Annotated in this window: 24 protein-coding genes; 16 read left to right on the top strand and 8 right to left on the bottom strand. The window is 73.2% G+C overall.

What is annotated here, in order from left to right; translation table 11 throughout:
• The first annotated feature begins 74 nt into the window (after positions 1-74).
• A complete protein-coding gene (locus ACFPGP_RS08325) occupies positions 75-1,112 on the top strand; it encodes a LacI family DNA-binding transcriptional regulator (RefSeq protein WP_378589160.1) in 1,038 nt (345 codons plus the stop codon).
• A gap of 103 nt (positions 1,113-1,215) precedes the next feature.
• Here ACFPGP_RS08325 and ACFPGP_RS08330 read toward each other — a convergent pair whose 3' ends face one another.
• From ACFPGP_RS08330 to ACFPGP_RS08340, 3 genes are all read right to left on the bottom strand, one after another.
• Positions 1,216-1,911, bottom strand: a complete 696-nt coding sequence (locus ACFPGP_RS08330) for a class I SAM-dependent methyltransferase (protein ID WP_378589161.1) — start codon at positions 1,909-1,911, stop codon at positions 1,216-1,218.
• Positions 1,908-2,546 carry a VOC family protein gene (locus ACFPGP_RS08335; protein ID WP_378589162.1) on the bottom strand — a complete coding sequence of 213 codons (639 nt, stop codon included), beginning with the start codon at positions 2,544-2,546 and terminating at the stop codon, positions 1,908-1,910. Before ACFPGP_RS08335 ends, ACFPGP_RS08330 begins: the two co-directional genes overlap by 4 nt.
• An 82-nt stretch (positions 2,547-2,628) precedes the next feature.
• Entirely contained in the window at positions 2,629-3,390 is a 762-nt protein-coding gene (locus ACFPGP_RS08340; protein WP_378589163.1) for a DUF3109 family protein, read from the bottom strand.
• Positions 3,391-3,464: 74 nt separating this feature from the next.
• Here ACFPGP_RS08340 and ACFPGP_RS08345 point away from each other — a divergent pair, with 74 nt between their 5' ends.
• Genes ACFPGP_RS08345 through ACFPGP_RS08365 form a run of 5 tightly spaced genes read left to right on the top strand, consistent with a single transcriptional unit; the run spans position 3,465 to position 7,324 of the window.
• Positions 3,465-4,436 carry a Ppx/GppA family phosphatase gene (locus ACFPGP_RS08345; protein ID WP_378589165.1) on the top strand — a complete coding sequence of 324 codons (972 nt, stop codon included), beginning with the start codon at positions 3,465-3,467 and terminating at the stop codon, positions 4,434-4,436.
• Complete coding sequence (locus ACFPGP_RS08350) at positions 4,433-5,221, top strand: sugar phosphate isomerase/epimerase family protein (RefSeq protein ID WP_378589167.1); 789 nt, start codon at positions 4,433-4,435, stop codon at positions 5,219-5,221. Before ACFPGP_RS08345 ends, ACFPGP_RS08350 begins: the two co-directional genes overlap by 4 nt.
• Before the next feature lie 7 nt (positions 5,222-5,228).
• Positions 5,229-5,822, top strand: a complete 594-nt coding sequence (locus ACFPGP_RS08355; RefSeq protein ID WP_378589168.1) for a TetR/AcrR family transcriptional regulator — start codon at positions 5,229-5,231, stop codon at positions 5,820-5,822.
• A gap of 48 nt (positions 5,823-5,870) precedes the next feature.
• Complete coding sequence (locus ACFPGP_RS08360) at positions 5,871-6,590, top strand: ABC transporter ATP-binding protein (RefSeq protein WP_378589169.1); 720 nt, start codon at positions 5,871-5,873, stop codon at positions 6,588-6,590.
• Positions 6,587-7,324: an ABC transporter permease gene (locus tag ACFPGP_RS08365; protein WP_378589171.1), complete on the top strand. Its 738-nt coding sequence runs from the start codon at positions 6,587-6,589 to the stop codon at positions 7,322-7,324. The genes ACFPGP_RS08360 and ACFPGP_RS08365 overlap by 4 nt, the downstream gene beginning before the upstream one ends.
• A 5-nt stretch (positions 7,325-7,329) precedes the next feature.
• On the opposite strand, the gene ACFPGP_RS08370 is transcribed toward ACFPGP_RS08365, so the two are convergent.
• Positions 7,330-7,713 (bottom strand): hypothetical protein, encoded by a 384-nt coding sequence (locus ACFPGP_RS08370; RefSeq protein ID WP_378589172.1) that lies wholly within the window; start codon positions 7,711-7,713, stop codon positions 7,330-7,332.
• A gap of 63 nt (positions 7,714-7,776) precedes the next feature.
• Between ACFPGP_RS08370 and ACFPGP_RS08375 the strand changes: the two genes are divergently transcribed.
• From ACFPGP_RS08375 to ACFPGP_RS08385, 3 genes are all read left to right on the top strand, one after another.
• Positions 7,777-8,712, top strand: a complete 936-nt coding sequence (locus ACFPGP_RS08375; RefSeq protein ID WP_465263256.1) for a proline dehydrogenase family protein — start codon at positions 7,777-7,779, stop codon at positions 8,710-8,712.
• A gap of 12 nt (positions 8,713-8,724) precedes the next feature.
• The gene (gene proC, locus ACFPGP_RS08380; RefSeq protein ID WP_378589174.1) at positions 8,725-9,525 is read left to right on the top strand and encodes a pyrroline-5-carboxylate reductase; all 801 of its coding nucleotides are present in this window, start codon (positions 8,725-8,727) and stop codon (positions 9,523-9,525) included.
• 105 nt (positions 9,526-9,630) lie between these two features.
• Positions 9,631-10,536: a haloalkane dehalogenase gene (locus ACFPGP_RS08385; protein WP_378589176.1), complete on the top strand. Its 906-nt coding sequence runs from the start codon at positions 9,631-9,633 to the stop codon at positions 10,534-10,536.
• A gap of 48 nt (positions 10,537-10,584) precedes the next feature.
• Here the strand turns inward: ACFPGP_RS08385 and trpS are convergent, their stop codons facing one another.
• The gene (trpS, locus tag ACFPGP_RS08390; protein WP_378589178.1) at positions 10,585-11,541 is read right to left on the bottom strand and encodes a tryptophan--tRNA ligase; all 957 of its coding nucleotides are present in this window, start codon (positions 11,539-11,541) and stop codon (positions 10,585-10,587) included.
• Between the two features lie 194 nt (positions 11,542-11,735).
• Between trpS and ACFPGP_RS08395 the strand changes: the two genes are divergently transcribed.
• The 5 genes from ACFPGP_RS08395 to ACFPGP_RS08415 all read left to right on the top strand — a co-directional run bounded on the left by ACFPGP_RS08395 (position 11,736) and on the right by ACFPGP_RS08415 (position 15,910).
• Positions 11,736-12,920 (top strand): acetoin utilization protein AcuC, encoded by a 1,185-nt coding sequence (locus tag ACFPGP_RS08395; RefSeq protein ID WP_378589180.1) that lies wholly within the window; start codon positions 11,736-11,738, stop codon positions 12,918-12,920.
• A 189-nt stretch (positions 12,921-13,109) separates the two neighbouring features.
• On the top strand, positions 13,110-13,316 hold the full coding sequence (locus ACFPGP_RS08400; RefSeq protein ID WP_378589181.1) for a helix-turn-helix domain-containing protein: 207 nt from the start codon (positions 13,110-13,112) through the stop codon (positions 13,314-13,316).
• 151 nt (positions 13,317-13,467) lie between these two features.
• Positions 13,468-13,569: a 30S ribosomal protein bS22 gene (locus ACFPGP_RS08405; RefSeq protein WP_008356322.1), complete on the top strand. Its 102-nt coding sequence runs from the start codon at positions 13,468-13,470 to the stop codon at positions 13,567-13,569.
• Positions 13,570-13,590: 21 nt separating this feature from the next.
• A complete protein-coding gene (locus ACFPGP_RS08410; protein WP_378589183.1) occupies positions 13,591-14,649 on the top strand; it encodes an NAD-dependent epimerase/dehydratase family protein in 1,059 nt (352 codons plus the stop codon).
• Complete coding sequence (locus ACFPGP_RS08415; RefSeq protein ID WP_378589184.1) at positions 14,642-15,910, top strand: lysophospholipid acyltransferase family protein; 1,269 nt, start codon at positions 14,642-14,644, stop codon at positions 15,908-15,910. Before ACFPGP_RS08410 ends, ACFPGP_RS08415 begins: the two co-directional genes overlap by 8 nt.
• A 12-nt stretch (positions 15,911-15,922) precedes the next feature.
• Here ACFPGP_RS08415 and ACFPGP_RS08420 read toward each other — a convergent pair whose 3' ends face one another.
• From ACFPGP_RS08420 to ACFPGP_RS08430, 3 genes are all read right to left on the bottom strand, one after another.
• Positions 15,923-17,086: a DUF5667 domain-containing protein gene (locus ACFPGP_RS08420; RefSeq protein ID WP_378589185.1), complete on the bottom strand. Its 1,164-nt coding sequence runs from the start codon at positions 17,084-17,086 to the stop codon at positions 15,923-15,925.
• A 151-nt stretch (positions 17,087-17,237) separates the two neighbouring features.
• Positions 17,238-17,909, bottom strand: coding sequence for a sigma-70 family RNA polymerase sigma factor (locus ACFPGP_RS08425; RefSeq protein WP_378589186.1), 672 nt, complete (start codon positions 17,907-17,909; stop codon positions 17,238-17,240).
• Between the two features lie 310 nt (positions 17,910-18,219).
• A complete protein-coding gene (locus ACFPGP_RS08430) occupies positions 18,220-19,116 on the bottom strand; it encodes an HAD family hydrolase (RefSeq protein WP_378589188.1) in 897 nt (298 codons plus the stop codon).
• Between the two features lie 61 nt (positions 19,117-19,177).
• Here ACFPGP_RS08430 and ACFPGP_RS08435 point away from each other — a divergent pair, with 61 nt between their 5' ends.
• Both ACFPGP_RS08435 and ACFPGP_RS08440 read left to right on the top strand, forming a co-directional pair.
• Entirely contained in the window at positions 19,178-20,800 is a 1,623-nt protein-coding gene (locus ACFPGP_RS08435) for a class I adenylate-forming enzyme family protein (RefSeq protein ID WP_378589190.1), read from the top strand.
• Positions 20,797-21,081 carry a glutaredoxin family protein gene (locus ACFPGP_RS08440; protein ID WP_378589192.1) on the top strand — a complete coding sequence of 95 codons (285 nt, stop codon included), beginning with the start codon at positions 20,797-20,799 and terminating at the stop codon, positions 21,079-21,081. Before ACFPGP_RS08435 ends, ACFPGP_RS08440 begins: the two co-directional genes overlap by 4 nt.
• The last annotated feature ends 107 nt before the right edge of the window (positions 21,082-21,188 follow it).

The raw sequence follows: 21,188 nt of genomic DNA on the forward strand, positions 1-21,188 counted from the left end.
CACACCGAACCGCGCCGCTATGCTGCCATTGGATCGATCCAGCCCGGGACGACCGGGACTACGGGGAGGGCGACATGGCCTGGAGCAACGGGCGCGCACCTGCGACGCCGCCGACGCTGGCGGACGTCGCGGAGCTGGCCGGCGTCTCCCGGCAGACGGTCTCCAACGCGGTGAACAACCCCGACCTGCTGCGCCCCGACACCCTGGCCCGCGTGCAGGACGCCATCGACCAGCTCGGCTACCTGCCCAACCGGGCGGCCCGCAACCTCCGCACGCGCCTCTCCCACCTGATCGGGCTGCGCCTCGCCCCGGTGCAGGAGGGCACGGCCAACGCACTGATGGACCGTTTCGTGCACTCGCTCGTGGAGACCTCGAGCGCCGCGGGCTACCACGTGCTGCTCTTCCCGGGCGACCCCACCGACCCGGTATCCGGCTACGAGGACCTCCTGCGGTCCACGGCCGTCGACGCCTTCGTCGCCACCGACACCTACCTCGGCAACCCGCAGGCCGCCTGGCTCGAGGCGCGGCGCGCGCCGTTCGTCGCCTTCGGCCGGCCCTGGGACGGCGTGCACGCCGCCCACCCCTGGGTCGACGTCGACAACGCCGCCGGCACCGCGCTGGCCACGACCCACCTGCTCGACCAGGGCCACGAGCGCATCGCCTGGATCGGCTGGCGCAAGGACTCGATCATCGGCGAGGACCGGCGCTCCGGCTGGTCGAGCACCCTGCGCGAGCGCGGCCTGTCGACCACCGGCCTCGCCTCCCGGGTCGAGGACACCGTGGCCAGTGGCCGCGAGGCCGCCTCGGTGCTGCTCGACGAGGCGCACCCCTCGGCGTTCGTCTGCGCCTCCGACACCCTCGCCATGGGCGTGCTGCACACGCTCGCCGACCGCGGGCTCGCCGCCGGGCGTGACGTGGCCGTCGTCGGCTTCGACGACTCCCAGGTCGCCCAGGTCGTGCCGCCCGGACTCACCTCGGTGCGCCAGCCGCTCGAGGAGGTCGCGGTCGAGATCGTGCGCGCGCTCGAGGGCCTGCTCAGCCACCCGCCCGCCGAGAGCCGCGGGGTGCTGCTCACCCCCGAGCTCGTCGTGCGCGGCTCGAGCCGCTGCTGAGCGTCCCTGCGGGGACGTCATACGGTTCGCGCGTCCTGACCGGCAGGTCGTATGACGTACGCGGGTGACCGAGCCGTGTGCGTGACGCGGCAGCGTGGGGGCTCTAGAAGTCCCGCGACCAGAGGTTGACCGCGTAGTCGACGTCGGTGCCGGCGTGCCCGGCCAGCACCTCCTCGGCCAACGCGTGCGCGAACTCGATCCGCACCACGGCCTCGAGGTCGGCCCGCGACCCGAACGACCACCGGATCGTCAGCGGCGTGCGCGTCCACCCGCGCGTCGACCAGAACCGCTCCACCGCGACCGGGTCGACCTCGGGGTAGCCGCGGCGGAACCACGCGCCGAACGTCGAGCGTGTCGGGTCGTTGTCGATGACGAACGCCGCGCCCCCGCGACGTACGACGCGGTCGAGCTCGGCGAGCCCGGGCTCGCAGCCGGGGCCGAAGAAGTAGGCCCACCGGGCGTGCACGACGTCGACCGACGCGTCGGGCAGCGGCAACGACTGCGCGGTGCCGTGGAGCACCCGCACCGACGGCAGGCGGCGGCACCGGCGCCGGGCGAGCGCCACCAGGTCGGCGTGCGGCTCGACGCCCACCACCGCGGCGGCGTCAGCCGCGAAGCGCGGCAGGTGGAAGCCCGTGCCGCAGCCGACGTCGAGCACGGTGCGGCCCGTCCAGTCGGCGCGCTCGCGCATTGCCGCCTCGAGCAGGCCGTCGGGGTCGACGGCGCGGTTCTCGATCTCGTACGTCGCGGGGTGGAGCCAGATGTTCGGGCTCGGCGTCGCCCCGGGGAGGTGGGTCAAATACGGACGAGCCCGCGGGGCGTCTGCACCTGCGCGGCGATGATCCCGGGCGTGCCGTGCGGGGCGACCCAGTCGACCTTGACGTCCTCGAGCGGGGCCTCGACGGTCTGGCCGAGCCACTCGCTGACGCGCTGCGGGTCGCCGGCGATCTCGAGGCAGGCCAGCGACCACGCCGGGTCGGCGCCGTTGCTGGGGTGCAGCTCGGGCGGGCTGACCCACTCGATGAAGAACGGCAGCTGCGGGTCGGCGATCAGGCCGTGGATGCCGATCTGCTTCCACAGCAGCTCGGTGCCGTCGGGCCGGTGCCGGTTGCCGGCGACGGCGTCGCGGCCGAGCCGCTTCTCGACGACGGTGATGTCGTCGACCGCCACCACCCAGCCGAGCCAGCCGCCGCCGAGCGCCGAGCGCGCGCGGACCGCCTGGCCGAAGGGCGCCTTGTCGGACGCCGGGTGGTCGAGCACCTCGACGACCTCGAGGTAGGTGTTGTCAGCCAACGGCAGGATCATGTTCCGGGTGCCGAACCGCGGGTGGACCCCGCCGTCGGTGAATTCCCGGCCGAGCAGCCCCCCGAGGCGCTTCGCGGTCCCAGCCAGGCCATCGGGCCCGGCGGCGTAGGAGAGGTGGTCCAAGCGCATGTGCAGATTGTGCGCCACCGGCGAGTGGTGCACGGACACCGGGTCCCCCTTTCTCGATGTCGAGAGAACCGTGTGAGTCCGCTCAGTGAGGGTCGGCGGGGTGCAGCGCCAGCGCCGAGCGGGAGCGCACGTGCGCCTCGCAGTGCCGCGCCAGCTCGGCGTACGCCTGCTCGCCGATCAGCTCGGTCAGCTCCGGAGCGTTGCTGACGTAGACGGGCTCCGGGGCGACGTGCGCCTCGGTGTTGCCCGAGCAGTACCAGTCGAGGTCGTGCCCGCCCGGTCCCCAGCCGCGGCGGTCGTACTCGCCGATGGAGATCTCGGTGTACGACGTGCCGTCGGGCCGCTCGACGTCGCGGAAGGTGCGGCGGATCGGCAGCTGCCAGCACACGTCCGGCTTGCTCTCCAGCGGGTGCCGGCCCTGCTCGAGCGCCAGCCCGTGCAGCGCGCAGCCCGCGCCCGCCGCGAAGCCCGGACGGTTCTGGAACACGCACGCCTGCTGCCCGTCGACCTCGACGGTGCGCGTCTTGGGCTCGCCGTCGTCGTCCTTCTCCACCCAGTCCGACGACTTCACCGTGCGGCCGGGGTGCTGCTGCCAGTGGCGCGGTTCGAGCTGGCCGACGAACGTCGCGACCCGCTTGCGGTCGTCCTTGTCGGAGAAGTGGGCGCCAAGAGTGCAGCAGCCGACGTCGGGTGCGTCGGCGTAGATGCCCGGGCACCCTCCGCCGAAGATGCAGGTCCAGCTCGACGTGAGCCAGGTCAGGTCGGCCCGGATCACCTGCTCGCCGTCGGAGGGGTCGACGAACTCGACCCAGGCGCGGGGGAAGACGAGGTCGACTTCGGGCACGGCGCACACCCTACGCACCGGGGCAACGCGGCCGTCCCGACGTGCTCGGGCGGGTCGACGGGTAGTTTGGAGCCATGCGGCTGGGCGTCCTCGACATCGGCTCCAACACGGGCCACCTGCTCGTCGTCGACGCCCACGACGGCGCCGCGCCGCTCCCGGCGTACTCCTACAAGGAGCCGCTGCGCCTCGCCGAGCACCTCGACGACGAGGGCGCGGTCGCGCCCGACGGGGTCGAGGCCCTCGCCGCCTTCACCGCCCAGGCGCTGGTCGTGGCCGAGGACAAGGGCTGCGAGGAGATGCTCGCGTTCGCGACCTCGGCGGTGCGCGACGCCACCAACTCCGAGGCCGTGCTCGACGAGGTCGGCAGACGGTCCGGCGTCCGCATCCAGGTGCTGTCGGGCGAGGACGAGGCGCGCCTGACCTTCCTCGCCGTACGCCGCTGGTTCGGCTGGTCGTCCGGCCGGCTGGCGGTCTTCGACATCGGCGGCGGCTCGCTCGAGATCGCGGCCGGCAAGGACGAGGCGCCCGACGTGGCCTGGTCGCTGCCGCTCGGTGCCGCGAGGCTGGCGGCGGAGTGGTTCGGTGGTGGCGCCCCCGACGACGACACGGTGCGCAAGCTGCGCAAGCAGATCCGCGCCGACATCGCCCGCGACGCGGGCAACCTGCTGCGCTCCGGCCGCCCCGACCACGCGGTCGCGACGTCGAAGACGTTCCGCTCCCTGGCCCGCATCTGCGGTGCTGCGCCCTCGGACGACGGCCCGCTCGTCTCGCGGGTGCTGCCGGCCGACGAGCTGCGCGGGTGGATCCCCCGGCTGGTCGCGATGGACGACGCCGCGCTCGCCGAGCTGCCGGGCGTCTCGCCCAACCGCACCCACCAGATCGTCTCCGGGGCGCTCGTCGCCGAGGCCGTGCTCGACATCTTCGACCTCGAGGCGCTGGAGATCTGTCCGTGGGCGCTGCGCGAGGGCGTGATCCTCGAGCGCATCGACCGGTTCGTGCACGCGGGGGACCAGCGGGGGACCACAGCAGGGAGCACCTCGCCATGACCCGGATCGGCCTCTCCACGGCTTCGGTCTACCCCGAGTCCTCCGCGCACGCCTTCGGGTACGCCGCCAGCCTCGGCTACGACGCCGTCGAGGTCATGGTCGGCATCGACGCGCTGAGCCAGCAGACCTCGGCGGTCAAGCAGCTCGCCGAGCACCACGACATCGCGATCTCCGCGATCCACGCGCCCTGCCTGCTGTTCACCCAGCGGGTGTGGGGCACCGAGCCGTGGGGCAAGCTCGAGCGCTCGGCGGAGATGGCGGAGGCCGTCGGCGCCGAGACGGTCGTCGTGCACCCGCCGTTCCGCTGGCAGAAGGAGTACGCCGCCGGGTTCGTCGAGGGGATCGCGGCGCTCGAGGCGTCGACCGGCATCGCCTTCGCGGTCGAGAACATGTACCCGTGGCGGGCCTCGTCGCGGCGCGGCATGGAGATGTACCTCCCGGGCTGGGACCCCTCCGACGAGCCCTACGCCAACACCACGATCGACCTCTCGCACGCCTCGATCGCCCGCTCCGACCCAGTCGCGATGGCCGAGCGCCTCGGCGACCGGCTGCGCCACATCCACCTGACCGACGGGTCGGGCTCGGCCAAGGACGAGCACCTGGTGCCCGGGCGCGGCACCATCGGCGCCGAGACGTTCCTCGCGCACCTGGCGCGGATCGGCTTCGCGGGCGACATCGTGCTCGAGATCAACACCCGCAAGTGCACCGACCGCGACGAGCGCGTCCGCGACCTGCGCGAGTCGCTGGAGTTCGCCCGTACGCACTTCGCGGTCGTCACACCGTGAGCCGCTGATGCCCGGGACCGCCCGGCGAGGGCGCCGGCCCGGGGCTCCGGACACCCGCGCCGACATCCTCGAGGCCGCGAGGGCGCTCTTCGCCGAGCAGGGCTTCCGTCGTACGACGATCCGGGCGGTGGCGGGTGCCGCCGGGGTAGATCCGGCGCTTGTGCACCACTACTTCGGCTCGAAGGAAGACCTGTTCGTGGCGGCGCTGGCGCTGCCCGTCGACCCCCGCCAGGTGATCGGCGCGGCGCTGGCGGGCGGGGCCGACGGCGCGGGGGAGCGCCTGGTGCGGGCCTTCCTGTCGGTGTGGGACGACCCGGCGTACCGACCGCACCTGCTCGGGCTGGTCCGCGGCGTGCTCGAGCCCGAGGGGCACCGGCTGCTGAGCGAGGGCTTCCTGCCGGCCGTGGTGCTGCCGGCCGTCGACGCGCTCGGTGTCGACCAGCCCGAGCGGCGCATGGCGCTGGTCGCCAGCCAGGTCGCCGGGCTGATCCTCCTGCGCTACGTGCTGGAGGCGGAGCCGCTGGCGTCGATGGAGCCGGACGCGGTGGCGGCGGTCATCGGCCCGACGATCCAGGGCTACCTCGAGCGCCCGCTGCCGTGACCGGGCAGACCTTGCGGTGGGCGCGGGAGCAGGGGCATAATTCAACACATGATGAATAACGCGGTCGTCGTCGACGACCTCGTCGTCCACCGCGGCGGCCACGAGGTGCTGCGTCACCTCTCCTTCTCGATCGCGGCCGGTCAGGTGACCGGTCTGCTCGGCCCGTCGGGCTGCGGCAAGTCGACGCTGATGCGGGCCATCGTCGGCGTCCAGCGGCTCACGTCGGGCTCGGTGCAGGTGCTCGGCGCCGAGGCCGGCAGCGCGCCGCTGCGCGACCGTTTCGGCTACGTGACGCAGGACGTCAGCGTCTACGACGACCTCACCGTCGGCGAGAACCTCGCGTTCTTCGCCAGCGTGCTCGGCGCCGGCAGGGACGACGTCGCCCGCGCGGTCGCGGCCGTCGACCTCGGGCCGCAGGTCGACCAGGTCGTCGGCAACCTCAGCGGCGGGCAGCGCTCGCGCGCCAGCCTGGCCGTGGCGCTGCTCGGGGAGCCCGAGCTGCTGGTGCTCGACGAGCCGACCGTCGGCCTCGACCCGGTGCTGCGCCGCGACCTGTGGGGCCTCTTCCACCGGATCGCCGACGGCGGCGCCGCCGTGCTGGTCTCGAGCCACGTGATGGACGAGGCCGAGCGCTGCGACCGGCTGCTGCTGATGCGCGACGGCGTCTTCATCGCCGACGACACCCCCGACGCGATCCGGGCCCGCACCGGCGTCGACGACATCGAGCAGGCCTTCCTGGCCCTCGTCGACGAGGCAGGTGCGGCATGAGGCCGCGGGTGACCTGGGCGGTCGCGGCGCGGGTGCTGCGCCAGCTGCGCCGCGACCGGCGCACGCTGGCGATGCTGATGCTGGTGCCCTGCCTGCTGATGACTCTCTTCTGGTGGATGTTCCAGGACCTCGACCCGGCGGTCTTCGACCGGATCGGCCCCGCGCTGCTCGCGCTGTTCCCGTTCACCGTGATGTTCCTCGTGACCTCGGTGACCACGCTCCGCGAGCGCGCGAGCGGCACCCTCGAGCGGCTGCTCGCGATGCCCATGGGCAAGCTCGACTTCCTGCTCGGCTACGCGATCGCCTTCGGCGTGATGGCGGCCCTGCAGTCGGTCCTGGCCGTGGCGCTGAGCGCCGGTCTGCTCAGCCTCGAGCTGGCCGGGCCCCTGTGGCTGCTGACGGTGGTGGCGGTCGCCGACGCCGTGCTCGGCACGGCGCTCGGGCTCTTCGTCTCGGCCTTCGCGCGCACGGAGTTCCAGGCCGTGCAGTTCATGCCGGCGCTGGTGATCCCCCAGATCCTGCTGTGCGGGCTGATCGTGCCGCGCGAGGCGCTGCCGCCGGCGCTCGAGGCGATCAGCAACGTGCTGCCGCTGAGCTACGCCGTCGACGCGATGAACACGCTCACGACCAGCACCGACACCGCCGACGTGTGGGGCGACGTGCTCGTCGTGATGGCCTTCGCGGTCGCCGGCCTGGCGTTCGGGGCGGCGACGCTGCGGCGTCGTACCCCCTGAGCGGGCTAGGCCGGAGGGTCGGCCAGGGCGGAGCGGAGCAGGCGGCCGACGACGTCGACCGAGCCGTGCGCCTCCTCGAGCGCGGTGGCGTCGACCAGCACGGTGAAGGACCCGTCGGCGCGCTCGCCGAGCAGCACGGGCAGGCCGGCCGCGTGTGCGGCGTCGGCCTCGGCTGCGCCGAGCTCGTTGCGGTGGGCGACCCGCACCGGCACGCCCAGCGTGGTCACGAGGGCGTCCCACCCGCGCCGCCGGCGCACCGGGGAGTGGGTGACGTCGCACAGGGAGCAGTGCCGTCGCCCGAGCACCTTGCCGACGACGTAGGCGAGCTCGCCGCGCACGCCGCCGTCGGCGTCGTACACGCCGAGCACGCGGATGACGGAGGGAGGCACGGCGCCATGCTGGCATGCGCTGGCGAATGGGGCCGGAGCGGCGCTGGGAAGTAACCTCTGGGCATGTCGTTGCTCCGCCAGCCCATCTTGCTGCTGGCCCGCAGTGAGCGGGTCAAGCAGCTCGTCAGCATCCTCCCGGTGAGCTCCGGGATCGTGACCAGCTACGTGCCCGGCGAGACCACGCAGTCTGCCGTCGACGCGACCGCCGGCCTGGCCGACGCGGGACTGCACGCGACGCTCGACTTCCTGGGCGAGGACACGCTCGACGCCGAGCAGGCCGACGCCACCGTCGCGGCCTACACCGACCTCCTCTCGTCGCTGGCCGCCCGCGGCCTGACCCGCGGCGCCGAGGTGTCGGTGAAGCTCTCCGCGATCGGCCAGGCGCTGCCCGACAACGGCCACAAGATCGCGCTCGAGAACGCCCGCACCATCTGCCGCGCGGCCCGCAACGCCGGCACCTCGGTGACCCTCGACATGGAGGACCACACCACCACCGACTCGACGCTGGCGATCCTGCGCGAGCTGCGCAAGGACTTCCCCGAGACCGGCGCCGTGCTGCAGGCCTACCTGCACCGCACCGAGGCCGACTGCCGGGCGCTGGCCTACGAGGGCTCGCGGGTGCGGCTGTGCAAGGGCGCCTACAACGAGCCCGAGTCGGTCGCCTGGCAGGACAAGCTCGACGTCGACCTGTCCTACGTGCGCTGCCTCAAGGTGCTGATGGCCGGGCACGGCTACCCGATGATCGCCACCCACGACCCGCGGATGGTCGAGATCGCCTCGAGCCTGGCCAGCCGCTACGGCCGGGTGCAGGGCAGCTACGAGTTCCAGATGCTCTACGGCATCCGGCCCGAGGAGCAGCGTCGCCTCGCGGCCGCCGGCGAGTCGGTGCGGGTCTACGTGCCCTACGGTCACGAGTGGTACGGCTACCTCATGAGACGTCTCGCCGAGCGTCCGCAGAACCTGACATTCTTCGCGCGATCCCTGATCTCGAAGTCCTGACCGGAGGCTGCGATGGCCCAGACCGCGATCCTCGGCGCCGGCGTGATGGGGGAGACCCTCCTGTCCGGGCTGCTGCGGGCGGGCCGTCCGGTCGCCGACCTGCTGGTCGGTGAGAAGCGGGGCGAGCGCGCGCGCGAGCTCACCGAGCGGTACGGCGTCGCGGTGGTCTCCAACCTCGAGGCGGCCCGGCAGGCCGACACCGTTGCCATCGTGGTCAAGCCGCAGGACATGGCCGACCTGCTCGCGGAGATCAGCCCCGAGCTGCGCCCCGGGCAGCTCGTGGTCTCGCTGGCGGCGGGCATCACCACGGCGTACATCGAGGCCCGGGTGCCCGCGGGCGTCGCGGTCGTGCGGGCCATGCCGAACACACCGGCCCTCGTCGACGAGGGCATGGCCGCGATCGCGCCGGGCTCGCACTGCGACGACGTGCACCTCGCCGAGGCCGAGTCGCTGATGGCCTCGACCGGCCGCGTGCTCCGGGTGCCGGAGAAGCAGATGGACGCCGTCACCGCGATCTCCGGCTCCGGCCCGGCGTACATCTTCTTCGTCGTCGAGTCGATGATCGAGGCCGGCGTCCACCTCGGCCTCCCGCGTGCCACCTCGACCGATCTCGTCGTCCAGACCGTCGTCGGCTCGGCCAAGATGCTCCGCGAGACCGGCACCCACCCCGTGGTCCTGCGCGAGCAGGTCACCTCACCCGGCGGCACCACCGCCGCCGCCCTCCGCGAGCTCGAGATCCACAAGGTCCGCGCCGCCTTCCTCGCGGCCATGGAGGCCGCCCGCGACCGCTCCCAGGCCCTCTCCGGCGAGTAGCCGAGGTGGGAGAAATGGCGACGCGAGGTGGGAGAAATGGTCGCGCGAGGTGGCGGAGATGGCCGCTGACCGGCGCGCCGGTCTGGTCCTGCGAGACTGATCGACGTGGAGACCTACCGCACCCCTGAGAGCCGTTTCGCCGACGTCCCGGACTTCCCGTGGGAGCCGCAGTACGCCGAGGTCTCGGACGCCGAGGGCGGGTCGCTGCGGATGTCGTGGGTCGAGGTCGGCCCGCCCGATGGCCCCGTGGTGCTGCTGCTGCACGGCGAGCCGACCTGGTCGTTCCTCTACCGCACGGTGCTCCGGGTGCTCGAGGACGCCGGCCTCCGCGGGGTGGCGGTCGACCTGGTCGGCTTCGGCCGCTCCGACAAGCCCACCGAGCTGACCGACCACACCTTCGCCCGCCACGTCGAGTGGGTGCGCGAGCTCGTCTTCGACCGCCTCGACCTGCGCGACGTCACGCTCGTCGGCCAGGACTGGGGCGGCCTGATCGGGCTGCGCCTCGTGGCCGAGCACCCCGACCGCTTCGCGCGGGTCGTGGCCGCCAACACCGGCCTGCCGACCGGCGACCACCCGATGCCCGAGCTGTGGTGGATGTTCCGCCGCGCGGTCGAGTCGGCCGAGGTGCTCGACATCGGTCGCTTCGTCGAGGCCGGCTGCGTCGACGGGCTCGCCGACGACGTCCGCGCGGCGTACGACGCACCGTTCCCCGACGAGGCCGCCAAGGTCGCGGCGCGCGTCATGCCGACCCTCGTGCCCACCAAGCCCGACGACCCTGCCTCGGCCGCCAATCGGGCGGCATGGGACGTGCTCTGCCGCTGGGACAAGCCGTTCCTCACCGCCTTCGGCGACAGCGACCCGATCACCCGCGACATGGCACCGATCCTGCAGGGCCTGGTGCCCGGTGCCGCCGGTCTCGACCACCCGACGCTCGTCGGCGCCGGCCACTTCCTGCAGGAGGACGACGGCGAGCGCCTCGGTCGGATCGTGGCCGACTTCGTCCGCTCCTGAACGACCATCTCTGCCACCTCGGGTGACCATTTCTCCCACCTCGGCGGGTCAGGCGAGGCCGAGGGCGGCCCGGGCGGAAGCGAGGACGGGGGCGGTGACCTGGCGGCAGTGGGCCGCGCCGGACTCGAGCACGCCGGTGACGTACGCCGGGTCGGCGGCGAGGTCGGCGTACCGCGCCTGGACGGGCCCGAGCAGGGACACGACCGCGTCGGTGACCTCGCGCTTGAGGGCGCCGTAGGTCGTCACGCCGTCCGCCGACCCGCCGCAGGCAGCGAGGATCTCGAGCAGGTTGGTGACGCCCGGTTTCGCGTCGGGGTCGGCCCGCACCGCCGCGGGTCCGGTGTCGGAGTCGGTGACCGCGCGCGCCACCTTCTTCCGTACGACGTCCGGCGGGTCGAGCAGGTAGATCGTGCCGGCCGAGTCTGCCGACTTCGACATCTTCCGTTGCGGGTGCAGCAGGTCGCGCACGCGCGCACTGCCCCCGGACGAGGTGACCACCTCCGGCACCGTGAAGACCTCCCCGTAGCGCCGGTTGAACCGCAGCGCGAGGTCACGGGTGAGCTCGACGTGCTGCTTCTGGTCCGCGCCCACGGGCACCTGCCGAGGCCGGTAGAGCAGGATGTCGGCGGCCATCAGCGCCGGGTAGGTGAACAGCGAGACCCGCGTCGACTCCACCCCCCGCCCTTTCTCCTTGAACTGGATCATCCGGTTGAGCTCGCCGGTGGTCGCGACGCACTCGAGCAGGTAGGCGAGCTCGGCGTGCGCCGGCACCTGGCTCTGCCGGAAGAGCGTCGCCCGGTCGAGGCCGACCGCGAGGAAGAGCGTGGCCATCTCCGCGGAGAGCGCGCGCAGCTGCCGCGGGTCGTGCTCGGTGGTCATCGCGTGCAGGTCCGCGACGCCGTAGAAGGCGTCGTCCTGCCGCTGGGCCATCGGCGCGAGGGCGCCGAGGTAGCTGCCGAGCGTGAGCCGCCCGGACGGGGTGAGGAGGGAGAGGGTGCGTGACACGGGGTGCGCTCCTGGTGGTGAGAGGTGGTCGGCCCCCCGGGCGCACGTACGACGAACGGCCGCCCGGAGGGCGGCCGTGGACGAGGTGAAGGTGCTCGGGTCCGGGTGGTCCGCCGTCAGGCGGGCCACCACGCGGAGAGACGAGTCGTGAGCACCTGCCCAGTCTGCCACGTCGCGCGAGTAGCGTGCGCAGCATGGTGCAGTGCTCCGGCCCCTCGAGCGTGGTCTTCGACGGCCGCCTCACGGAGTACAGCTTCGGCCCCGCTCACCCGATGTCGCCGATCCGCGTCGACCTCACCATGCGCCTCGCCGAGGAGCTCGGCGTGCTCGACCGCCTCGCCGTGGTCCCCGCCCCCATCGCCGACGACGAGACCATCGCGACCGTCCACGACGCCGGGCTGATCGAGGCGGTCACCAAGGCCGGGCGCGACCCGAACGTCGTCGACCCGGTCCACGGCCTCGGCTCCGACGACAACCCGGTCTTCCCCGACATGCACCACGCCGCCGCGCACGTGGTCGGTGCCAGCGTCGAGGCCTTCCGCCAGGTCTGGACGCGTACGTCGCTGCACAGCGCCAACATCACCGGCGGCCTCCACCACGCGATGCGCGACCGCGCCTCGGGCTTCTGCATCTACAACGACGTCGCGGTCGGCATCCAGTACCTGCTCGACCAGGGCGCCGAGCGGGTCGCCTACGTCGACGTCGACGTCCACCACGGCGACGGCGTCGAGGCGATCTTCTACGACGACCCGCGCGTGCTCACGATCTCCCTGCACGAGACCGGCCAGATGCTCTTCCCGGGCACCGGCTTCCCCAACGACGCCGGCGGCCCCGGCGCCGAGGGCTCGGCGGTCAACGTCGCGCTGCCCCCGGGCACCTCCGACGCCGGCTGGCTGCGCGCCTTCCACGCGGTCGTGCCGCCGCTGCTGCGCGAGTTCGCCCCGCAGGTGCTGGTCTCGCAGCACGGCTGCGACTCCCACATCGAGGACCCCCTCGCCCACCTGATGCTCACCGTCGACGGCCACCGCGCGTCGTACCTCGCGCTCCACGACCTCGCGCACGAGGTCGCCGGGGGCCGCTGGGTGGCCCTGGGCGGTGGCGGCTACGAGACCGTGGGGGTCGTCCCGCGCTCGTGGACCCACCTGCTGGCGATCGTCGGCGGGCAGCCGCTCGACCCGATGGTGAACACCCCGCAGAACTGGCGCGAGTACGTCGAGTACGGCGTCGGCCGGCACGCGCCGCACCGGATGACCGACGGCCGGACCCCCGCGTTCCGCGACTGGTCGGAGGGTTTCGACCCCGGTACCTGGCTCGACCGGGCGATCAACGCGACCCGGACGGAGATCTTCCCGTGGCACGGCCTCGACCCGATGCCGTGAGGGCTTCCGAAGCGCCCGCCAAAGTAAAACCTACGACCCTGACAAGCGGACACGCCGGATCCACATCAACGACTTGAGTCATTCCCTTCCCCACGTGTCACATCAGGCCCTATTCTCGCAGGACCTGCGGACGTGGATCCACCGGTGGGGAAGCCGGTGGCGTGCCGCACAGGAAAGAACGGTGCCCTCATGGCTGACCACACGTCCGGAGATCTCTCCGACTCGACGTTCCTGACCGTTGCCGAGGTGGCCGCGACCATGCGCGTCTCCAAGATGACCGTCTACCGACTCGTGCACAACGGCGACCTGCCGGCCGTACGTGTCGGACGCTCCTTCCGGGTCCTCGAGGACGACGTCAACGATTACCTCCGGAAGAGCTTCTACAACGCGGGCTGACCGCAACCGCACGTCCCGCACCACCGACGATCCGCACCCCCCGGTCCATCCGGGCGGTGCGGATTCTTCGGCTTGTCCCCCGCTGGGTAGGCTGAGGCCTTGCCCGGGCGTCGCCGCGACGACCGGGCCCGTGAAGTCGGAAGGGTTTCCTGTGGGTTCTGTCATCAAGAAGCGCCGCAAGCGCATGGCGAAGAAGAAGCACCGCAAGCTGCTGAAGAAGACGCGCGTGCAGCGTCGCAAGCTCGGCAAGTAAGCGACGGGCTCTCACCCCGCCATGACCACGAGCGGCCGCGTCGTCCTGGTGACCGGGGTCTCGCGTGACCTCGGGCGCCGGTTCGCGGTCGCGGCCGCCGCCGACCCGGGCGTCAGCAAGGTGGTCGGCGTCGACGTCATCCCTCCGCGGGGCGACCTCGCCGACGTCTCCTTCGTCCGCGCGGACATCCGCAACCCGGTCATCGCCAAGATCATCGCCAAGGAGGACGTCGACACCGTCGTCCACATGAGCGTGATCGCAAGCCCCGGCACCGCCGGCGGGCGGGGGACGATGAAGGAGCTCAACGTCATCGGCACCATGCAGCTGCTCGCTGCGTGCCAGCGGGCCGCGGGCCTGCGCCACCTGGTGCTCAAGTCGACGACCACGGTCTACGGCGCGAGCAACCGCGACCCGGCGATGTTCCGAGAGGACATGGAGCCGCGGCGGGCGCCGCGCTCGGGCTACGCCAAGGACGTCGCCGAGATCGAGGGGTACGTGCGCGGCTTCGCCCGCCGCCGCCCCGACGTCCGCGTCACCCAGCTCCGCGCCGCCAACGTGATCGGCCCGCACATCTCGAGCCCGATCACCTCCTACTTCCGGCTGCCGGTCATCCCGACCGTGCTCGGCTTCGACCCGCGGCTGCAGTTCCTCCACGAGGACGACATGATCGGTGTGCTGCGCCACGCGGTGACCACCGACGTCGCCGGCACCTTCAACGTCGCCGGCGACGGCATCCTGATGCTCAGCCAGGCCGTACGCCGCCTCCAGCGCGCCACCGTCGCGCTCCCCGGGTTCATGGTCGGCAGCCTCGGCTCCGTCCTCCGCTCGGCGCGGGTGGCCGACTTCTCGCCCGAGCAGATCGGCTTCCTCACCTACGGCCGCGGCGTCGACACCACCCGGATGCGCACCATGCTCGGCTTCGAGCCGACCATGACCACCGCCGAGGCGTTCGACGACTTCGGCGCGACGCTGGCCCCGACCGGGGGAGCCGCCACGCGGGTCATCGACGGCCTCGCCCGGGTGACCGGCGCCGAGCTGCCGCCCCGCCCCCCGGAGCTGGTGGGAGCCCCCCGTGGGTGACGCCGAGATCATCCCGATCGGGACCCGCGGGCGTCCGGGCCGCGGCACCGGGCGCGCCAAGCCGTCCGCCTCCTCGCGCAACCTCGCGCCGCGGGCGGCCGCCCCGCCGAAGCGCCACCCGGCTCCGGCCGCGCCCTCCGACGACCGGGTCGAGCCCGACCACCACGGCGAGCACACCGCCGACGCCCCCAGCGCCGCCCCCGCGCCGCGCAAGGCCCCGCCGCCCCGCAAGGCGGCGCCCCCGCGCAAGGCGGCGCCCCCGCGTCGTACGACGGGGTCCGGGCAGCACGTCCCCGAGGCCCCGGAGCTGCACGAGGCGGCCGCCGAGCGCGAGCCGACCACCACGCGTGAGCGCGGGCCGCTCGCCGGGATCCCGGCCGGCGACTGGCTGGCCGCCTTCCAGGTCGGTGCCCGCGAGGTCTGGGGCGAGCAGTGGGAGCCCCAGCTCGCGCGCTTCCTGGCCTTCCTGCGGCGCCGCGTCACCGGCGACTACGACGTCGACGAGTACGGCTTCGACGTCGAGGTCACCGAACGCTTCCTGATGGCCGCATTGCGTCCCATCGCCCAGAAGTGGTTCCGCGTCGAGGTGCGGGGCGCGGAGAACATTCCCGCCTCGGGCGGCGCCCTCGTGGTCTCCAACCACTCCGGCACCATCCCCGTCGACGGTCTGATGACCCTGGTCACCATCCACGACACGGTCGGGCGCCACCTGCGTCCGCTCGGTGCCGACCTCGTGTTCCGCATGCCCGTGGTCAGCGTGCTGGCGCGTCGCAGCGGCGCCACCCTGGCCTGCACCGAGGACGCCGAGCGCATGCTCGCCGGCGGCGAGCTCGTCGGCGTCTGGCCGGAGGGCTTCAAGGGCATCGGCAAGCCCTACGCCCAGCGCTACAAGCTCCAGCGCTTCGGGCGGGGCGGCTTCGTCTCCGCCGCGCTGCGCACCGGGGTCCCGATCGTGCCGCTGTCGGTGGTGGGGGCCGAGGAGATCTACCCGCTCGTCGGCAACATGCCGTCCCTGGCCCGCCTGCTCGGGGTGCCCTACATCCCGATCACGCCCTTCTTCCCGTGGCTCGGACCGCTCGGGCTGGTGCCGCTGCCCTCGAAGTGGCTGCTGGAGTTCGGCGAGCCGATCCGCACCGACGAGTACGACGCCGGCGCGGCCGACGACCCGATGCTCGTCTTCAACGTCACCGACCAGGTGCGCGAGACGATCCAGCAGACGCTCTACACGCTCCTGATGGACCGCGAGTCCGTCTTCCGCTGACGCCGGGGCCGCTCAGGGGTTGAGCAGACCGCCGGTGGTGTCGTCGACGGTGCCCTCGAGCTGACCGAGCAGGCCGCCGTCGGTGTCGCCGTCGGCGTCGTTGCCGGACGACGTGTCGCCGTCGCCGAGCAGGGCCTCGGTCAGGTCGTCGACGGTGTCGGTGAGCGTGTTGCCGCCGCCGTCGCCGCCGGAGGTCTGGCCGTCGCCGTCGGGGCTGAGCACCGGGTCGAGCGGGTCGAGGAGCTCGGGGTCCTGGCTGCCCGCGCCGCCACCCGACCCGCCGCCGGCCTGCTGGGTGCCGTCCTTGACGCCGCCCTGGGTGTCGAGGCCGTTGCCGTCGAGGCTGATGGGTGGGTCGAAGCCGCTCAGGTCGGTGCCGAAGGCCACCTGGTTGGGGATCTCGCTGATCGACGGCACGCAGCCGGGGCACACCCGCTGCAGCTGTGCGTCGATCTGGCTCAGCACCTGCGCCGCGTGCATCAGCTCGTCGCGGGCGTCGATCGGCACCACCGGCTCGAGCTCGGTGAGCTGGGTCAGGCTGTCGGCGGTGAAGGCGTGGAGCTGGTCGAGCGTGGCCTGGTCGCCGTTCGCGGCGTAGTCGGCGAACAGCAGGTCGGAGGCCTCCGTCGACTGCGCGGAGAAGTCGTTGAGGGTCTCGGCCACGGCGGCGGAGTCGTCGAGGTGGCCCGCGCGGCTGAGCTCGGCAGCCTCGCGCAGCCGCCCGGAGGCGCTGGCGAGCATCGTGGCGCCCTTGTCGGCCTCGTCGAGGCTGAGACCGGCGTGCGCGTTCTCGATGGCCCGCTTGAGCGGGTAGAGCGCGTCGCCGGGCAGCGCGGACTGGGCGGCGACGGCCATCGACGTCGTGGCGCCGACGAGCGCGATGCTGCCGACGGCGACCACCAGGCGGCGCTGGCGACCGGGCCGGGTGCCGGGCATCCGCAGGCGGGCCTCGTCGGTGGTGCGGTCGGCCGGGACCAGCTCGGTCTCGGCGGCGGCCATCAGCCGGTCGCGGAGCGAGGCGGTGAACTCGGGGCGCGGCTCGACGGCCGGCACGTCGCGCAGGGCCGCGACGATCTCGAGGAACTCCGGGTAGCGCGTGCCGCCGGCCTCGGTCGGGGATCCCTCGACCAAGGTGTTGAACTCCTCGGCACGTCGTGCCGGGAACGCCGGAGTCATCGGCCGTGTCCTGTCTCGTGCTGCGCCCGGGGGTGGTGGGCGCGGTGGGCGGTGCTGCGGGTGGCGCAGTCAGTCGCCGTGCTCAACGACGCCCTGACCTGCGAGGTTACGCCTGCTCGCACGGGCAGGACCCGGGTCGTGGTGCGGGGGGTCATCGGTCCCTCAACCCCTCCGGCATGAGCTTGGCGAGGTTGCGCACCCCGCGCAGCTGCAGCTGCTTGATGGCGCCGTCGCTCCGGCCCAGCACGGCGGCTGTCTCGGCGATGCTCATCCCCTGCAGGAAGCGCATGATCAGGCAGTCGCGCTGCTCGTCGGGGAGCTGCTTGAGCGCGGTCAGCAGGATCTCGTTGGTGAGGCCGGCGAGCACCGCGGACTCCGGACCCTCGGTCGCGTCGTCGTGCTGGCCCATGTCCTCGGTGGTCATCTCGAGGCGGGTGCGACCGGCCTTGAAGTGGTCGGTGCACAGGTTGCGGGCGATCGTCATCAGCCATGCGCCGAAGTCCTTGCCCTGCCAGCGGAAGCTGCTCATGCTGCGCAGCGCGCGGAAGAACGTCTCGGACGTGAGGTCCTCGGCGAGCGGGACCGAGCGGGTCCGGTAGAAGAGGAAGCGGTAGACCGCGCCCTGGTAGTGGTCGTAGAGCAGACCGAACGCCTCGGTGTCGCCGCCGCGGGCGAGCTCCACCAGGGCGATCAGGCGGGTGCGCTCGGCCTCGTCCTCCTCCGAGGAGGCTGCGAGGTCCCCGTCGCCGTAGGACGCGGAGGAGCCGGTGCTCTCGGGAGCGGCGGCCTCGCTGAGCAGCCACGCCGACGGGGCGTGAACCATTGCGCCGGCTCCGCGACGAGCGTGCGGGGTGACCGGGGCAGGAACGGGGCCCGGTGGCACGAGGCTGCCGAGGAGGGACTCGGCGACGGCCTGACGCAGGGCGTCGAGACCGCGCGCGAGATCGCGCACCCTGTCCGGCATCGTCGGTGACCCCTCCCGATGGCTTCCCCCGAAGCTCTCGTCATGGTAGGCGCGGAGCCCACCCCTGTGAACCTTTCTTACCCATCTGTGGCGTGCGCCACGCCGGCAGTGGGCACTTTCCCCGGCGCCGTCCCGACAGACGGGCCGCGGCACCGGAAAATGCCTCGGATCAGGCGCTGCCCGACCGGTGCCCGCGCACCGCTGCCCCGGCGGCGACCGCCCCGCTGACGGCGCCGGCGGCGACCGCGACCACGAGGCCGGCACGGGCCGCCTTGCGACCGGTGCGGTAGTCGCGCACGCGCCAGCCGCGCTGGTGGGCGGCGGCCCGCAGCTTGGCGTCGGGGTTGATGGCGCACGGGTCGCCGACGAGCGAGAGCATCGGCAGGTCGTTGACGGAGTCGGAGTACGCCGAGCAGCGCGCGAGGTTGAGCTCCTCGCGCTCGGCGAGGGCCCGGACCGCCTCGGCCTTCGCCTCGCCGTGCAGCATCTCGCCGACGAGGCGGCCGGTGTAGACGCCGTCGACGTGCTCGGCCACCGTGCCCATGGCGCCGGTGAGCCCGAGCCGGCGGGCGATGATCTGCGCGATCTCGATCGGGGCGGCGGTCACCAGCCACACCCGCTGGCCCTGGTCGAGGTGGAGCTGGGCGAGGGCGCGGGTACCCGGCCAGATCCGGTGCGCCATCGCCTCGTCGAAGATCTCCTCGGTGATCTCCTCGAGCTCGGCCACGGTGTGGCCCTCGATGAAGGAGAGCGCGGAGGCGCGGGTCTGCGCGACGTGCTCGGGGTCCTCGACCCCGACCACGCGGAAGTACGCCTGCTTCCACGCCGCGGACAGGATGTCGCGCGTCGTGAAGAACTTGCGGCGGTGCAGCCCCCGCGCCAGGTGGAAGATGCTCGCGCCCTGCATCAGCGTGTTGTCGACGTCGAAGAACGCCGCCGCGGTCGGGTCGGCCGGCACCGCCAGCGCGCTCTCGACCTCGGCAGCGGCCGCGGCGGCCTCACCGGCGAGCGTGGAGCGCGCCTGCAGGTCGAGCCGGCGACGCTTCGGGTCGGCGGGCGGGGTCACGCCTCGCACCCTATCGATCCGACGCCTGCGGGGGCGGCGGCGCTGTGGAAGGATCGCGCGCATGCCCGAGCGCCCCGCTCTCGCCGACGTCTCCGACCTCGTCGCGGACGCGGCGCGCGCGCACCCCGACGCCCCCGCGGTCGTCGAGGTGGGGGGCCGCCGCACCTCGTGGGCGGAGCTGGAGGACGCCGTCGCGAGGCTCGCCACCGGGCTCGGGGCCGCCGGCGTGCTGGCGGGCCAGCGGGTGATGATCGCGACCGGCAACCGCCTCGAGCTCGTCACGGCGTACCTCGGCGTGCTGCGGGCGCAGGCCGTCGCCGTCCCGGTCAACCCGGGCTCGGCCGTCCCGGAGCTGGCCCGGATGCTGGCCGACTCCGGCGCGCGGTTGGTCGTCGCCGACGGGTCGGCGCTGCCGCACGTCCGCGACGCCGTCGCGATGGTCCGCGCGGCGCTGGCCGGCGAGGGCACCGTCGACGGCGTCGACGCCGACCTGCTGTCGCGGGCGGTGGCGCCGGTGGTGGTGACCGTGGGCGAGGAGCCCGCCGCGGGCGAGGTGGCGTGGGAGCGGCTGCCTGCTCCCGAGGCGCGACCGGTCCTCCCGCTCCAGGACCCCGAGAAGCTCGCGGTGCTGCTCTACACCAGCGGTACGTCGGGCCGCCCGCGCGCGGCGATGCTCACCCACCGCGCGCTGCTGGCGAACCTCGACCAGGTCGCGCGCGTCGAGCCGGCGATGCTCCGCGAGGACGACGTCGTGCTCGGCGTGCTGCCGCTCTTCCACGTCTACGGCCTCAACGCCGTGCTCGGGCCGGTCCTGCGCCACGGCGCGACGCTGGTGCTCGTCGAGCGGTTCGACCCGGAGCAGACGCTCGCCGTGATCGAGGAGCACCGCTGCACCGTCGTCCCGGTCGCGCCGCCGGTCTACGCCTACTGGGTCGACCGCGACGACCTCGCGCAGCGGCTCGCCAGCGTCAGGCTGATGCTGTCGGGCTCGGCGCCGCTCTCGACCGAGCTCATCGCGCGGTTCGAGCAGGCCGCGCAGGTCGAGGTGCACCAGGGCTACGGCCTCACCGAGGCGGCGCCCGTGGTGACCAGCACCCTGGTCAGCGAGCGGCTCCAGGCCGGCTCGGTCGGCGCCGCGCTGCCCGGCATCGAGATCCGGCTGCTCGACGACGCGGGCCGGGCGCCGGAGGGCGAGGACCCCGGCGAGATCTCGATCCGCGGCGCCAACCTGTTCAGCGGCTACTGGCCCGACGGGCGCGACGGCCCCGACGCCGACGGCTGGTGGAGCACCGGAGACGTCGGCTTCCTCGACGCCAGCGGTGACCTCTTCCTCGTCGACCGGGTCAAGGAGCTCGTGATCGTCTCCGGCTTCAACGTCTACCCGCGCGAGGTCGAGGACGTCGTCCGCGAGGTCCCGGGCGTGACCGAGGTCGGCGTGATCGGCGTCGCCGACGCGACCACCGGCGAGGCCGTCGTCGTGTACGTCGTGGCTCCCGGCCTGCCGGCGGCCGACGTCGAGCAGGCCGTCCGCGCCGAGTGCGCCGCCCGGCTGGCGCGGTTCAAGCAGCCGCAGCGGGTCGAGGTCGTCGACGAGCTGCCCCTGACCGTGACCGGCAAGGTGCAGAAGGGCCGGCTCCGCGCCGCCGAGCGCCGCCGGGCCCTGGGGCTGCTGGAGATGCCGTGAGCGAGCGCCCGTCCCTGCCGCCCGTCGACCCGGGCACCCGGGTGGTGGTGCTGGTGCGCGTCGGCTGCCACCTGTGCGAGGACGCCCGCGGCGTCGTCGCCGCGGTGTGCGAGGAGGTCGGTGAGCGCTTCGTCGAGGTCGACGTCGACGCCGACGCCGACCTGCAGGCGTCGTACGGCGACGAGGTGCCGGTGACCTTCGTCGACGGCCGCCAGCACGACTTCTGGCGGGTCGACGCGGCACGACTGCGAGCCGCACTGGCCCCGGACGCGCCCGGCTGACCCCGACCCGTCCCGGCGGGGCGCCACCCCCGGGACACCCCGCACCGAGTGACCCTGGTCACCTGTGCTACAAGCCCTCGTTCTCGTTTTGTTCTCCCGTTCACAAA

It is taken from the genome of Nocardioides taihuensis (genome assembly GCF_042657275.1).
Lineage (GTDB): Bacteria > Actinomycetota > Actinomycetes > Propionibacteriales > Nocardioidaceae > Nocardioides > Nocardioides taihuensis.

What these genes read in the sequence shown, in the direction of transcription:
- ACFPGP_RS08350 (WP_378589167.1), top strand. Translation starts at nt 4,433, where the DNA reads ATGACCCGGATCGGCCTCTCCACGGCTTCGGTCTACCCCGAGTCCTCC.
- ACFPGP_RS08420 (WP_378589185.1), bottom strand. Translation starts at nt 17,086, where the DNA reads ATGACTCCGGCGTTCCCGGCACGACGTGCCGAGGAGTTCAACACCTTG.
- ACFPGP_RS08325 (WP_378589160.1), top strand. Translation starts at nt 75, where the DNA reads ATGGCCTGGAGCAACGGGCGCGCACCTGCGACGCCGCCGACGCTGGCG.
- ACFPGP_RS08435 (WP_378589190.1), top strand. Translation starts at nt 19,178, where the DNA reads ATGCCCGAGCGCCCCGCTCTCGCCGACGTCTCCGACCTCGTCGCGGAC.
- ACFPGP_RS08355 (WP_378589168.1), top strand. Translation starts at nt 5,229, where the DNA reads ATGCCCGGGACCGCCCGGCGAGGGCGCCGGCCCGGGGCTCCGGACACC.
- ACFPGP_RS08345 (WP_378589165.1), top strand. Translation starts at nt 3,465, where the DNA reads ATGCGGCTGGGCGTCCTCGACATCGGCTCCAACACGGGCCACCTGCTC.
- ACFPGP_RS08365 (WP_378589171.1), top strand. Translation starts at nt 6,587, where the DNA reads ATGAGGCCGCGGGTGACCTGGGCGGTCGCGGCGCGGGTGCTGCGCCAG.
- ACFPGP_RS08375 (WP_465263256.1), top strand. Translation starts at nt 7,777, where the DNA reads ATGTCGTTGCTCCGCCAGCCCATCTTGCTGCTGGCCCGCAGTGAGCGG.
- ACFPGP_RS08400 (WP_378589181.1), top strand. Translation starts at nt 13,110, where the DNA reads ATGGCTGACCACACGTCCGGAGATCTCTCCGACTCGACGTTCCTGACC.
- ACFPGP_RS08410 (WP_378589183.1), top strand. Translation starts at nt 13,591, where the DNA reads ATGACCACGAGCGGCCGCGTCGTCCTGGTGACCGGGGTCTCGCGTGAC.
- ACFPGP_RS08335 (WP_378589162.1), bottom strand. Translation starts at nt 2,546, where the DNA reads ATGCGCTTGGACCACCTCTCCTACGCCGCCGGGCCCGATGGCCTGGCT.
- ACFPGP_RS08360 (WP_378589169.1), top strand. Translation starts at nt 5,871, where the DNA reads ATGATGAATAACGCGGTCGTCGTCGACGACCTCGTCGTCCACCGCGGC.
- proC (WP_378589174.1), top strand. Translation starts at nt 8,725, where the DNA reads ATGGCCCAGACCGCGATCCTCGGCGCCGGCGTGATGGGGGAGACCCTC.
- ACFPGP_RS08425 (WP_378589186.1), bottom strand. Translation starts at nt 17,909, where the DNA reads ATGGTTCACGCCCCGTCGGCGTGGCTGCTCAGCGAGGCCGCCGCTCCC.
- ACFPGP_RS08395 (WP_378589180.1), top strand. Translation starts at nt 11,736, where the DNA reads ATGGTGCAGTGCTCCGGCCCCTCGAGCGTGGTCTTCGACGGCCGCCTC.